Genomic DNA, 14,075 nt, shown 5'->3' with positions numbered 1-14,075 from the left:
TGGACTTGTCATAACGCAAAAGGCCCGCCTTGCGGCGGGCCCCTTACGAGTAATTAGGACCTCTGTGTAGTACGCTTGTTTACTTGGTAACGACGATCTGCCGTGCGAGGGAGATACTTCCGCTCTTGAGGCTGATGACGTACGTACCGCTAGCGAGCTCGGATGCATCGAAGCTGACGAGATGCTCACCGGCGCTGACTCTGCCGTTAGCGATCGTGCTCACGAGGTGACCGGTGAGGTCGCAGATCGTGATCGAGACCGGCGCTTCGGTCGGCGTGGTGTAGCTGAAGCTCGTCGATGCAGCGAACGGATTCGGATAGTTCTGACCGAGGCTGAAGCCAGCCTGCTCGACGACCGTCGGTACCGACGCACTGGTGCTCTGTGCCGAGAGGTTGATCGTCAGGGCCGACGCGCAAGCCGGAGCGGCCTGCGGGAAGGTGACCTGCGCCGAGTAGGTCTTATTGAGATCGGTCGGGTTGAACGTGCCGTTGACGACGACCTGTCCGTTGTTGCCGGCGACCGGCGTGAAGCCGGTGATCAGGAACACACCGTCGTTCGGCGTGATCGTCTCGGTCCCCGGGGTCCAGGTGTAGTTACCCGCATTGGTGATCGTGACGGAGAACGGCTGGTGTCCGTCCTTGCCGGTCGGTGCAATCGCCGGCTGCGGAGCACTGACGTTCGCACATGCACCGATACCCGTGATCGGGACGACGATGTCGTTGACGTTCGGCGTCGAGACGGTCAGCGATGCGTTCGATGCACCGTAGGCTGCCGGATGGAACTTCACGCAGAACGTGGTCGCGCCGCCTGCCGGGATCGATGCCGACTGGCTCGGGGTCACCGAGTAATCCGCATTGTTCGAGAGCTTCACGGTGTAGACGGCTGCGAGTTCGCCGCAGTTGGTCACGGTGACGCACTCGCTCGAGTCGGTATTCTCGAGGACGTACTCACCCGTGAAGAGACCCGACGGATCGGCCGAGGCGCAGACCTTCAGGCCGTAGACGTTGAGGGTCACGTTGACGGCGACGGCCTTCTTGTTGGACGTCCCGTTGACGGTGAGCTTTGCCGAGTGCAGACCGAAGTCGCTCGGTGTACCGCAGATGTTCACGACGACCGACGAGCGAGCCTTCAACAGATAGGGGAAGGTGATGCCCGAGGCGGAGAAGTCAGCAGCGTTGGAGCCGCTGATGTTCCAGCCGGTGAGCATGATATCGGCGTCGCCGTTATTCATCAGGGTATCCATGCGGCAGACCTGCGTACCTTTGATCGTGGTGTCGTACGTAGCACCGCCGATGCTCTGAGCCAGCACGCCGAAGGGAACGCCGGTACCGGCGAAATCGACCGTGATGGTACCGGCCGTATCGCGGCTCGGTTGTTCGAACGTCGGGATGATGTTCGTCTTGAGCACGTAGCGGCCCTGACGTGCACCCATCTGCTTCGGGACGAACGTGACGGTCATCGTGCGGCTCTTATCCGGCGGGATGATCGCATCCGTACCGGTGAGCACGTTGATGCTGAAATCGGCGTCGTTGCTCACGAGCATGTTCTGCTTGATGATCAGCGTGTCCGAACCCGGGTTATATACCGTCAGCGACTGACGGGCTGTATCGCCTTCGTAGGTCGAATCGAACCGGATCACACTCGGCGTCACTACGATATGCGGCAGGATGCCCGTACCGATCAACTGAATCGGCACCGACGGATTGTTCAGCGCATTCGTGTTGATGTACATCGTCGATGTATGACGCCCCTCGCGGGTTGGAGTGTAGGTCACAAATACACTGTCGGTCGTACCGATGGGAATCGGATTATTCGTCGGGTACTGTGCGATGCTGTATTGATCAGCATCGATGCCGGTGAAGGTAAACGAATTCCATATCATAGCGCCGGTACCCGTATTGCTAATGAGTAGGCGCTTGGTGGAGCCTTGGCCCATCTTGGTTAGCGTCTTCTTGAAGAGGATATTCGTATCCACGACAATAAGCGGAGCGAGGCCGGTACCGTTGAGCACGATCGACTGCGTTCCACTGTCTCGACCGTTGGATACGATCGTGAGCGTCGCGGTCTGGCTGCCGAAGATCGTCGGCTTGAATTGAACGGTAAGCGTCCCGCTTTGCCCTGGCGACAGGGAAGTCGGTGCGGAGAGGATCGAAAAGTCTGCCGAACCGGCTAGTGTGGTCGATTGGATCGCGAGATTCTGCTCGGTGCCAACATGCTTGATCGTGATGTTCGCAGTGGACAGCGTGCCAACCATCGTGTTCGAGAAGTTCACGACCTTCGGCGTTGCAGACATGTTTCGGTTGTAATTGATCAACGGGCAGACAAAGCGGATATTGTTTGTCGGCGTGTACCATGTACCGAAGTTGTAGCTCGTCGTGGTCTGTGCTGCATTATACACGTATGTCGGAGACGAGTTGCCGCAGAGGCCGATCGACCCCTTGTAGCAGTAGTACATGTAGCGATTATTCGACGAGTACAGAAGCTCAATGTTATTATTGGCTTCGTACAATTTTACTTCTTCGGAAACCGTATATCCATAGTAGTATCCATAATATCCGTAATAGGCGATATTATAGTACTCGACAATGAGTGAACGGTTCGGGGCCGTACCAACGGTTTGATAGTACACACCAGAGTACGGGTAGCTGCATCCCTGAAATGCCATGTACGCCTGATTCCAGATCATGATCTGGTTCGGGAAGCTGCCGGTCTGGATACCGGTACCATCGTAGTTGGCATTGTAATTCTGCGAGAAACCAACCGTATTGTCCCACCGAACATAGAGCGGTGAGCCGGCGGCGTAGTTCACGCTGTCATAATTGAATGCAAACGGCATGCTGATCGAACCGACATTATTGCCGTACGAATAGCTGTATGAACCGCAGTACTGGTAGAGCGGTGTACCGGTCGACGAGATCTCGGTGTAACCACCGGTGAAGCTCACCAGGCCGTAGTTGTTCACTCGGGCCGCATAACCGTTCGGGGAAGGTTGCGCATGCACGGTCTGGACAGTAGGAGCCAGACAGGCAAGTAACAACAATCCAATGACAAGAGGTAGGTAAATATACCTGGTGTTCATATAGAGTTGGTTGGTTTAGGTTGTTAATTGAAACACACACACTGATGCCGGGTACGCTGCCAGTATCTTTCAGGGGTTTAGTTATGTCCCGGGTCTCATAGTACCGACGCAACGAACGAGCGATGGTCCAATTGCGCCAATCACACACAAAACTACACAGTGGGTACAAATATAATACAAAAAAAATTTCCTCAACAAAAAAAAATAACCACCCGCATTGCGGGTGGTTATTTCTACATAGAAGAAATCTGGGATATCAAGCGGATTCGGGACGTGTTGCCCGGAAGCAACACGTCCCGGCTATCCGTGTGTGTGTAATTAGGACCTCTGTGTAGTATGCTTTATTACTTGGTGACGACGATCTGCCGTGCGAGGGAGATACTTCCGCTCTTGAGGCTGATGACGTATGTCCCGCTAGCGAGCTCGGAAGCATCGAAGCTGACGAGATGCTCCCCGGCGCTGACACGGCCACTGGCGATCGTGCTCACGAGGTGACCGGTAAGGTCGCTGATCGTGATCGAGACCGGTGCTTCGGTCGGCGTGGTGTAGCGGAAGCTCGTCGAAGCAGCGAACGGATTCGGATAGTTCTGTCCGAGGCTGAAGCCGGCCTGCTCGACGACCGTCGGTACCGAAGCACTGGTGCTTTGTGCCGAGAGGTTTATCGTCAGAGCCGACGCGCAAGCCGGAGCGGCCTGCGGGAAGGTGACCTGCGCCGAGTAGGTCTTGTTGATCTCGGTTGGGTTGAACGTGCCGTTGACGACGACCTGTCCGTTGTTGCCGGTGACCGGCGTGAAGCCGGTGATGGCGAACACACCGTCGTTCGGCGTGATCGTCTCGGTCCCCGGGGTCCAGGTGTAGTTACCCGCATTGGTGATCGTGACGGAGAACGGCTGGTGTCCGTCCTTTCCGGTCGATGCAATCGCCGGCTGCGGAGCACTGACGTTCGCACAGGCACCGATACCCGTGATCGGGACGACGATGTCGTTGACGTTCGGCGTCGAGACGGTCAGCGATGCGTTCGATGCACCGTAGGCTGCCGGATGGAACTTCACGCAGAAGGTGGTCGTGCCGCCTGCCGGGATCGAGGCCGACTGGCTCGGGGTCACCGAGTAATCGGCGTTGTTCGAGAGCTTCACGGTGTAGACCGCTGCGAGCTCGCCGCAGTTGGTCACGGTGACACACTCGCTCGAGTCGGTATTCTCGAGGACGTACGCACCGTTGAAGAGACCCGACGGGTCGGCCGAGGCGCAGACCTTCAAGCCGTAGACGTTGAGGGTCACGTTGACCGCAACGGCCTTCTTGTTCGAGGTGCCGTTGACGGTGAGCTTTGCCGAGCGCAGACCGAAGTCGCTTGGCGTACCACAGATGTTCACGACGACCGACGAGCGAGCCTTCAACAGATAGGGGAAGGTGATGCCCGACGCGGTGAAGTCGGTAGCATTGGAGCCGGAGATGTTCCAGCCGGTGAGCATGATATCGGCATCGCCGTTATTGCTGAGCGTATCCATGCGGCAGACCTGCGTGCCTTTGATCGTGGTATCGTGGGTGGCACCGCCGATGCTCTGCGCAAGCACGCCGAAGGGGACGCCCGTCCCGGCGAAATCGACCGTGATGGTGCCGGCCGTATCGCGGCTCGGTTGTTCGAACGTCGGGATGATGTTCGTCTTGAGCACGTAGCGGCCCTGACGTGCACCCATCTGCTTCGGGACGAACGTGACGGTCATCGTGCGGCTCTTATCCGGCGGGATGATCGCATCCGTACCGGTGAGCACGTTGATACCGAAATCGGCGTCGTTGCTCACGAGCATGTTCTGCTTGATGATCAGCGTGTCCGAGCCCGGGTTGTACACCGTCAGCGACTGACGGGCCGTATCGCCTTCGTAGGTCGAATCGAACCGGATCACACTCGGTGTCACCACGATATGCGGCAGGATACCCGTCCCGATCAACTGGATCGGCACCGACGGATTGTTCAGCGCATTCGTGTTGATATACATCGTCGACGTATGACGGCCCTCGCGTGTCGGGGTGTAGGCTACAAAAACGCTATCCATATCGCCGATTGCGATCGGATTATTTGTCGGATACTGTGCGATGCTGTATTGATCAGCATCGATGCCGGTAAAGGTAAACGAATTCCAATACATGACACCACTGCCGACATTCTTTATGATCAAACGTCGCATTTGGGATTGTCCCATTTTTGTGAGTGTCTTCTTGAACAGAATGTTCGTATCCACCGTAATTAATGGGGCAAGTCCTGTCCCGTTGAGTACGATCGACTGCGTTCCGCTGTCTCGGCCGTCCGATACGATCGTGAGTGTCGCCGTCTGGTTGCCGGTGATTGTGGGTTTGAACTGCAAAGCAATCACATCGGATCCGCCCGGGGCAATGGGACCGGGGATAGATACGACAGAAAAATCTGCCGAACCGACGGTTGTTGCACTGCTGACGGTAAGGTTCTGTTCGGTGCCCACATGACTAACCGTTACGTATTGTGTCAATGAGTCGCCGACCATCGTGTTCGAGAAGGTCACGACTTTCGGGGTAGTCGACATGTTTCGGTCAAACCGAACCTGCGGGCAGCTAAAGCGATAGTTTGACGTCGGCGTGCTCCATGTTTGGAATCCGCTGAAATCACTACTTGATTGTGCTGCTTTATACACGTAGCTCGGCGAAGTACGGCCGGTAAGACCGATATTGCCTTTGTACGCATAGTACATATACTTGCCGTTCTGTGAATATAGTATGTCGATGTAGTTCGAGGTTTCGTAGAACTTCACCTCTTCGGATACATAGTAGCCATAGTTATACCCATAGTAGCAGTAAAAGGCAACGTTGGCATATTCAACGATAAAGACACGGTTCGGCGCGGTACCGACGGTCTGGTAGTACACGCCTGAGCGTGGTGAATAGCAGCCAATGAAGCCGTTGTATGCCTGCGACCACATCATAATCTGGTTCGGCATCGAGCCGTTAGTCATACCACCGCCGTAATTCGAATTGTATGTCTGCTGGAAGCCCATAGTCGCATCCCAACGCAGATAGAGCGGCGATCCGGCGGCGTAGTTCACACTGTCATAATTGAATGCGAACGGCATGCTGACAGAGCCGACATTGCTGCCGAAGGCGTATGAGTAACTACCGCAATACTGGTAGAGGGGAGTCCCGCTACTGGTGACATCGGTGAAGCCTCCGGAGAATGTTAGCAGGCCATAGTTATTCACGCGGCCCGCATTCTGAGCAAGAGAGTTTGAAGAAAGTCCACAAAGCGCTGTGATTACCGACGTAATGACAAGCACCATGACGCCTCGCTTCCACACACGAAAGTTGGATTTCATAGTGAGTTTAGGGTTGATCGATGAAGTTACAGTATCCCGTTCGTGCTGTCGCGGATGAAGAGAGATGAAGTCTTCGTGTGTTTCCGCATAGCACATAACGCTACACGATGGGGGCAAATATAATATACTTTTGGGACCATACAACAAAAAACAAGAAAATAAAAACCCACTGCAGAATATATCTGCGTAGTGCAGGCGAGGACGATATGCGAGCAACCTTATATTATATCAATAACTTCGTGTCGGTCGATGTGTGAAATACGACACCCGGACGACGCCCTTGGTCGGTCATGAAACCACTGCCAAATTTGGTTGACTGCGGTCGGATCGATTGTTCGTCCAGGGAATACATGATTCAGTTTGGTTTAGGGTTTTGGTCTTGATGCATTCACCAGGCGGGGACCTGGGGGGGATGTTGCTCTATTGAGGCGGGGGCACACAATATGAGGCAGCTGGGTGCAGGCGGGGAAACCTGCAGGTCAATTCGCTTCAAGAATCCAATACGAATATACGAATGAAGTACCGGGGAGGCGTCGACTCAGTGTTTTGCAGCGATCCGCGCATAATAAAGTTTGCCCGAGAGCGCGCCGATCGTAAACACCAATGCGACGTAATATGCCCACAACGCGACGACAGCGATAAAGGCATATGTCCCGTAGACTGCGCCGAGGCTCGAGATGCGTTCGAGATAGAAGATAAAGACGTAACGCATCAGTTCGACCAATACTACCGTGATCGCTGTCGAAAGTGCGGCCACGCGCCACGGAATGCGTTGGTGCGGCAATGTTTTGTAGAGATAGAGAAATAGCACGACCATCAATGCGATCGGGATGATCGTGACCACTGTATTGTGAACGAGGCCGGAGATAATTGGCGGCAGCAGGTCGTCGCTTATTTTTTGCAGGGTTCCGATCAGCGGATTAATCAGGACGGTGACTAACAGAAAGAACGATACAACAAAGATCATCCAGATATCCTTCAATTTCAACAGGGCCATATTATGCCGCGTCTTGATATGGAATATACCATTCACCGCCGAGCGCAACGACGAAAACAAAGCGCTTGCAAGCCAAATGAGAACCACGATCGCAATAATGCCCGGAATGAGTGACGCATTTGAAAAATAGGAAAACTGAGTCTGTACCCAATCCTGGAGTACGGTGCCGTATTGTTCGATCGGCAGGCTTTTCTGGATGTATTGAATCACCGCTTGCTTAGCGGTCTCATCATTCTGAATGATGATGGAGAAGACCTGAAACAAGATGAGCGAGAGGGGAATGATACAGAGCAGCACATTGAACGCGATGCCGGAGGCGAAAATGAAGCAGTGATCTTCATCGAGCCCATTCCAGAGGCCGAGGGCATAGTACTTTACGGCTTCGGGGAAGCGGGTACGGCTGAAAGCATTCATTTCATTACAAAAATACTCACCCCGTCGGTGGTATTTTGAAATCTCGTCGTATTAGATAGTGGGGGGCTCGATCCAATGGTATATTCGTAGCAACGATGAACATTATCGGAACAGACGTTCAAAAAGCTGCAGCCATACTCCGTTCGGGGGGGATCGTGGCGATCCCGACCGAAACCGTGTACGGACTTGCCGCAAACGCCTTCGATGCCGCTGCAGTCGCTCGCATATTCGAGGTGAAGAATCGCCCGACATTCGATCCGCTCATCGTGCACATTGCTTCGGCGGACACCCTCGCTTCGGTTGTGCGGTCTGTGCCGGATTGGGCACAGGTGCTGAGCGAACATTTCTGGCCCGGTCCGCTCACGGTCGTATTGCCGAAACGCCAGATTATCCCAGACATTGTGACTGCGGGGTTGGACACCGTCGGCGTGCGGGTGCCGAATCACGCATTGACGCTAGAATTGCTCGAACAATTACCGTTCCCGCTTGCGGCGCCGAGCGCGAACCCGTTTGGATATATCAGTCCGACATCAGCGCAGCATGTTGCCGATCAGCTGGCCGATACGGTGGACTACATTCTCGATGGAGGGGAATGCAGGGTCGGTGTGGAGTCGACGATCGTCGGTGAGTTAGAAGGACGGTCGTCAGTATTCAGATTAGGGGGGGTTGCGTTGGAGCAGCTCGAGCCATATCTCGGCACACTGGACGTGAGGCCGGGCTCCGATAGTTTGCCGGTTGGCCCGGGCATGCTTGCGTCGCATTACGCACCGCATAAAAGTGTAGTGATCGCCGCGCCACCGACCAACTGTGATAGTCGGACGGGGTATTTGGGTTTCTCGGCTACATCTCCTTATCTTCCTCCGGAGAATCAACGTATTCTTTCAGAAAAAGCAGACCTGCGAGAGGCCGCTCGGGCTGTCTTCGCTGCACTACGAGAACTCGACCAACTCGATGTCGATGTCATTTATGCCGAGTTGGTACCTGAGCGCGGACTTGGTCGTGCGATTAATGACCGGCTCAGACGTGCAAGTGCGGACCGCGTCGCGGAATCGTCGTAATTTTGTAAGTCTGGATACATCACGTCAGGCACCTTCCGTGACTCTGCGGTCACGGCCCCTCAGGAACGCATCGTGCACGTGAAGCAGGCATCTCTATCATCTAACGTATAACGAATACGATTCTATTATGGCCAAGACCCCAATTACGGTCGCACGCGGAGACGGTATCGGACCGGAGATCATGCAAGCGACGCTCGATATTATCCTCGCAGCAGGCGCACAACTCGATATCGAAGAGATCGAAATCGGCGAACAGCTTTATCTCAAAGGAATCAACACCGGGATCGAACCCGGCGCCTGGGATTCGCTGCGCCGCACGAAAGTCTTTTTGAAAGCGCCGATCACGACGCCGCAGGGCGGCGGCTACAAGAGCCTGAATGTGACGGCCCGCAAAGTACTTGGTCTGTATGCGAACGTTCGTCCGTGCGTGAGTTATCACCCGTTTGTGGGTACGAAGCATCCGGTAATGGATGTTGTGATCGTGCGTGAGAACGAAGAAGACCTCTATGCCGGCATCGAACACCGCCAGACCAATCAGGTTTATCAGGCGCTGAAGCTTATCTCGCGTCCGGGTTCGGAGAAGATTATCCGGTATGCGTTCGAGTACGCTCGCACGAATGGCCGCAAGAAGGTTACGGTGTTCATGAAGGATAATATCATGAAGCTGACCGATGGCCTGTTCCATAAAGTGTTCGACGAGATCGCGACGGAGTATCCGGACATCATCAATGAGAACTGGATCGTAGACATCGGCGCGGCAAAACTTGCCGACACGCCGGAAAATTTCGATGTCATCGTGATGCCGAACCTTTACGGTGATATACTTTCCGATGTTGCTGCGCAGATCGCCGGTTCGGTGGGTTTGGCTGGCTCGTCCAATATTGGCGAGACCGCGTCGATGTTCGAAGCGATTCACGGTTCGGCGCCCCGGCGTGCAGGCCAGAACCTTGCGAACCCGTCGGGCTTATTGCTCGGCAGCGTGATGATGCTCGTGCATATCGGACAGAACGATGTGGCTGAGAAGGTGCATAACGCATGGCTTCGCACACTTGAGGACGGAGTGCACACCTACGACATCTTCAAAGATGGTGTCAGCAAGCAGAAGGTCGGGACGAAGCAGTTCGCTGAAGCAGTCATCGCTCGCATTGGCCAAAAGCCGCAGCTCTTGAAAGTGGCTGACTATAGCAAGGCCAATGAAGCGATGAAGCTTGGCGTCACGCCGAAGTCGTCGTACAAGGCCAAAAAGGAATTGCACGGCGTGGATATTTTTCTTGACTATAGCGGTGGTGAACCGCAAAAGATCGGGGCCGATATCGAGAAAGTGTCGTCCGGCAATCTCAAGCTTTCGATCATCGAGAACAAAGGCGTGAAGGTGTATCCGAATGCACAGCCGGTTGCATCCTACACCGATTTCTGGCGTGCCCGGTTCCTTGCCGCAGAGAACGGTACGTGTTCGTATCAGCAGGTGGTAGATGTGATCACCGGCATCAGCAAGGCAGGCTATGACGTCGTGAAGACCGAGAATCTTTCGAGCTTCGACGGCGAGGCCGGCTATTCCGCATTGCACGGATAATGCATCGGTAGGGTATTGTTCGATCCTGACCGCCGCGGAGCACCCTGTGCCGCGGCGGTCGCGATCACGAGTGTCGTTCAGCATTCACAACCCATTCATCCCATCCCAATGAAGAACATCAAAGCATTCGAGGATCTTGACGTATGGCATTCTGCGATGGAATTAGTGCAAGAAGTGTACGCCATCAGCGATCGATTCCCGTCGAACGAAGAAGCGGTGCTGATTCGGCAGATGAGAAATGTCGCAATTAAGATACCTGCGAAGATCGGCGCAGGGTATTCGTGCGGGCGCAAAGGGATGGAATTCCGGTTCTACGCCTACGCGCTTGCAACACTTGGGATGTTGCAGACGCACCTTGAACTCGCCGCCAGATTTAAGTATGTCCCCGAGGTTGAGATCAAGCCCCTCTTCGAAAAGACAGAGAAGATCGGGCGAATGATCGAAAAGCTCATGCTGCCCGATTTCGAAGAGTAGGGCAACGATATTTGCGTTCTGTTCCCGAGGGAATGATGCTCTACGCGTTCTGCAACGCTTCCTCCAGCAGTTGCTTCCGGTAAAGATCGTGATACTGTCCCCTGAGATTCAATAATTCTTCATGGGTACCTTGTTCGGCGATGAGCCCGTCGTCGAGGACGATGATCATATCCGCATCCTTGACAGTAGAGATTCGGTGACTGATAATAATGCTGGTCCGGCCGTTCATCACCGAACGCATGTTCGAGAGGATTCGCTCTTCGGTGTGTGTATCGACCGCGCTCATTGCATCGTCGAGGATTAGGATCTTCGGGTCGCGAGCGATGGCACGCGAGAGCGCCGTACGCTGCTTCTGTCCGCCGGAGAGTGTAATACCGCGTTCACCCACGATCGTCTCGAAGCCGTTCGGGAAATCTGCGATGTCCTGATAGATCTCCGCCGATCGAGCTGCTTCTTCGACGCGTGGAGAACGAGGGTTGTCGAGACCATATGCAATATTCTCACGAATCGTCTCGCTAAAGAGAAACGACTCCTGTTGCACGACGCCGATGTGTTCGCGCAGTACCTCGATTGGGATCGTTTTGATGTCGTGCCCATCGACGAGTAGTTGTCCGGCCGTTATGTCGTAGAGGCGCGGGATGAGCTGAACGAATGACGATTTGCCGCTGCCGGTTTTTCCGATGATGGCGAGTGTTTGTCCGCGCCGGATCTTCAGTGAGATCCCGCGTAATACCTCCGGCAGTTCTTCGCGATAGCGGAAGCGCACGTTACGAAACTCGATTTCACCGTCAATTGAATTGATCGACGGATCAACAGATGCACCATTGGCAATATCGGGCACAAGCGTCATCACCTTATCGAGCCTGGTCATCGAGGCCGCCGCACGCTGCACCATATTTGTGATGATGCCGATGCCAATGAACGGCCATGTGAGCATGCCAAGGTAGATGATGAACTGCGTTACTTCGCCCAACTTCATCTGGCCGGACATGATGTTCGGTGCGGCAAACAAGAGAAGTAAGACGATAGAAAGCCCAACAAAACCAAAGATTGCAGGCATCATCAAGCCTTGGAGCTTGACGAGACGCATGTTCTTGAGATAGTACCCGTAGCTCAGTTCATCGAACACCTTCGATTCGTACTCTTCGCGGACATATGCTTTGACGACTTTCGTGCCGCTGATCGATTCCGTCGCATGAGCGGTAATATCCGAGTAGTGCGCTTGTACGGCGTCGAACAGGGGATGCGATTTTCTGCCGATCAGATACACGGCAACCGACATCAGCGGCAGCGGCGCAAGCGTGATCAGTGAGAGCCTCGGGCTGATCGTAATCATGAAAAACAAGGTGAATACGAATGTCGAGATCGTATCACCGGCATACATGATCGCCGGTCCGACGAAGTTTCGCACTGCATTGATGTCGTTCGTCGCGTATGCCATCACTTCACCCTGGGGGGTGTTCTGGAAGTATCGCATCGAGAGCTTCAGAAGGTGACGCAAGAAATCGTTGCGCAGATCGTACTCGATCTCGCGGCTTGCCACGATCGTATTTTGGCGCACCAAATAGAACAGATATCCGGAGGCTACCGCTGTCGCGATCACGATACCTGCGTCGCGAAGCAGCGAAGCTGTCGTTGCCGTGCCCGCCTGAAGCGAATCGATGGCATGACCGACGTATCGAGGCAGAAATGCGGTCGCAAGTGCCGAGAGGATCGTGAACAGGAGTCCCCAAACGTACTTCCAACGATGGCGCTTGAAATAAGGTATGAGCTGTAGGAGCGATTTCATTGGCAATAGGAACACAGATCCGGTCGATTTTGGCCCCGTTTTGTCAGCGAAGTACGCATCCGGTTTCGATGCCGAACAGTGGCTCAGGTAGACGCCACACACTGAGCCACTTCCCACGGCGACAGCGACGACTTATTTGTATCCGTCCGTCAGTGTCTTTATGAATGCAACGATATCCGCTTCTTCCTGAGGACTGAGGTGTAGATGACCCAACTCTTCATGATTGACATTCCCTTCGATTTCCGGGGGAGGGAAGCCACCTGCGGCAGTCGCTGAGTCGCGAACGTTGTACCAGTGAACCACTTCTTCAAGCGTCGAGAAATATCCGTTATGAAAGTATGGACCGGATACGGCCGCATTGCGAAGGGACGGTACTTTGAACTGACCGTCGGACTCGCTCTGCCCGACGATCGGACCAAGTCCTCGGTCGATATAATTATTGCCGCTCGGATTCTCGTTCGCACTTAGCGTGTAGTATGGGTTGTTCGGATTTTTGGGGACGCCGATGTTATCGTAGGTGAAGTCTGTAAAGAGTACCTTCCCGCTTGTCGCATCGGGAGTTGTAATATGGCAATTTGCACACATCCCCTTGGCTGTATCTTCGAAGAGCCGAAGTCCGCGCATTTCCTGTTCGGAGAGCGTCGCCATTCCTTTGAGGTAGTAGTCGTACTTCGATGTGAATTGCGCGAACGCCGAAGTACGTTCGAATGCGGCAATTGCCTGCGCGATATATTCGTACACGGAATCATCCGAAGCGGTTGTCCCGAATACTTCTGCAAAGAGAGGATAGTACGATGCTGCCCGTAGCTTGCTCGCCAACATCGCAACAGAGGTATTATTCATCTCGAGGTGGTTGAGAAACGGCTTTTTGGCCTGCTCTTCGAGCGTATTGACCCTGCCGTCGAGGAAGAGACCGCCGACCCAGGTGGAATCGGTAGTATCATAGTGAAGCAGCGGAGTGAAAGATGCATATCCGATGGACGGTGCATTTCGATTGCCGAATAATCCGCTCACCGCTCCTTCAGAGACGATCGCATGGTTCGGATCACTGAAGCCTGTCGACGCGGAGTGACAACTTGCGCACGATTGACCGACAGGGTTTGATAATTTCGTATCGAAGAATATATTTCTTCCCACTTCTATCTTCTTCGCCTCTACCGAGGTCTCAGGTTCGGAAGTACTCTTGCACGACGATACGACGCTTGCCACTCCAAGAATAGCAAGTAATTTGATTGTAGGATTGAGATACATAGCGCAGATGATGGAAAGTGAACCTCGGCCCACATACCCGCCCCGTCATCCTTGCGTATTGACGTCAGTAATAAAGATTAAGTCTTAATAAAGGTTCAT

At 54.2% G+C, this 14,075-nt stretch carries 8 protein-coding genes; 3 read left to right on the top strand and 5 right to left on the bottom strand.

The annotated features are described in order from the left end of the window. Positions 1-79: 79 nt before the first annotated feature. The 3 genes from JSS75_06360 to JSS75_06350 form a co-directional block, all read right to left on the bottom strand. Positions 80-3,079 carry a choice-of-anchor D domain-containing protein gene (locus JSS75_06360; GenBank protein MBS1903306.1) on the bottom strand — a complete coding sequence of 1,000 codons (3,000 nt, stop codon included), beginning with the start codon at positions 3,077-3,079 and terminating at the stop codon, positions 80-82. A 344-nt stretch (positions 3,080-3,423) separates the two neighbouring features. Further along, a complete protein-coding gene (locus tag JSS75_06355) occupies positions 3,424-6,420 on the bottom strand; it encodes a choice-of-anchor D domain-containing protein (protein MBS1903305.1) in 2,997 nt (998 codons plus the stop codon). A gap of 538 nt (positions 6,421-6,958) precedes the next feature. Then, the gene (locus JSS75_06350; GenBank protein ID MBS1903304.1) at positions 6,959-7,831 is read right to left on the bottom strand and encodes a YihY/virulence factor BrkB family protein; all 873 of its coding nucleotides are present in this window, start codon (positions 7,829-7,831) and stop codon (positions 6,959-6,961) included. Positions 7,832-7,926: 95 nt separating this feature from the next. Between JSS75_06350 and JSS75_06345 the strand changes: the two genes are divergently transcribed. The 3 genes from JSS75_06345 (at position 7,927) to JSS75_06335 (ending at position 10,936) form a co-directional block, all read left to right on the top strand. Then, a complete protein-coding gene (locus tag JSS75_06345) occupies positions 7,927-8,889 on the top strand; it encodes a threonylcarbamoyl-AMP synthase (protein ID MBS1903303.1) in 963 nt (320 codons plus the stop codon). A 127-nt stretch (positions 8,890-9,016) separates the two neighbouring features. Continuing rightward, positions 9,017-10,462 (top strand): NADP-dependent isocitrate dehydrogenase, encoded by a 1,446-nt coding sequence (locus JSS75_06340; GenBank protein ID MBS1903302.1) that lies wholly within the window; start codon positions 9,017-9,019, stop codon positions 10,460-10,462. Positions 10,463-10,570: 108 nt separating this feature from the next. After that, positions 10,571-10,936 (top strand): four helix bundle protein, encoded by a 366-nt coding sequence (locus JSS75_06335; protein MBS1903301.1) that lies wholly within the window; start codon positions 10,571-10,573, stop codon positions 10,934-10,936. 40 nt (positions 10,937-10,976) lie between these two features. Here JSS75_06335 and JSS75_06330 read toward each other — a convergent pair whose 3' ends face one another. Both JSS75_06330 and JSS75_06325 read right to left on the bottom strand, forming a co-directional pair. Beyond that, on the bottom strand, positions 10,977-12,725 hold the full coding sequence (locus JSS75_06330; GenBank protein ID MBS1903300.1) for an ABC transporter ATP-binding protein: 1,749 nt from the start codon (positions 12,723-12,725) through the stop codon (positions 10,977-10,979). Between the two features lie 132 nt (positions 12,726-12,857). Further along, positions 12,858-13,976 (bottom strand): c-type cytochrome, encoded by a 1,119-nt coding sequence (locus JSS75_06325; protein MBS1903299.1) that lies wholly within the window; start codon positions 13,974-13,976, stop codon positions 12,858-12,860. Positions 13,977-14,075: the final 99 nt, after the last annotated feature.

Source organism: Bacteroidota bacterium (genome assembly GCA_018266755.1).
Lineage (GTDB): Bacteria > Bacteroidota > Ignavibacteria > Palsa-1295 > Palsa-1295 > JAFDZW01.
This window is presented reverse-complemented; position numbering and strand designations above follow the sequence as displayed.

Bases quoted from the DNA above. Each gene is read 5' to 3' on its own strand.
- JSS75_06360 (MBS1903306.1), bottom strand. From the start codon at position 3,079: ATGAACACCAGGTATATTTACCTACCTCTTGTCATTGGATTGTTGTTA.
- JSS75_06355 (MBS1903305.1), bottom strand. From the start codon at position 6,420: ATGAAATCCAACTTTCGTGTGTGGAAGCGAGGCGTCATGGTGCTTGTC.
- JSS75_06350 (MBS1903304.1), bottom strand. From the start codon at position 7,831: ATGAATGCTTTCAGCCGTACCCGCTTCCCCGAAGCCGTAAAGTACTAT.
- JSS75_06345 (MBS1903303.1), top strand. From the start codon at position 7,927: ATGAACATTATCGGAACAGACGTTCAAAAAGCTGCAGCCATACTCCGT.
- JSS75_06340 (MBS1903302.1), top strand. From the start codon at position 9,017: ATGGCCAAGACCCCAATTACGGTCGCACGCGGAGACGGTATCGGACCG.
- JSS75_06335 (MBS1903301.1), top strand. From the start codon at position 10,571: ATGAAGAACATCAAAGCATTCGAGGATCTTGACGTATGGCATTCTGCG.
- JSS75_06330 (MBS1903300.1), bottom strand. From the start codon at position 12,725: ATGAAATCGCTCCTACAGCTCATACCTTATTTCAAGCGCCATCGTTGG.
- JSS75_06325 (MBS1903299.1), bottom strand. From the start codon at position 13,976: ATGTATCTCAATCCTACAATCAAATTACTTGCTATTCTTGGAGTGGCA.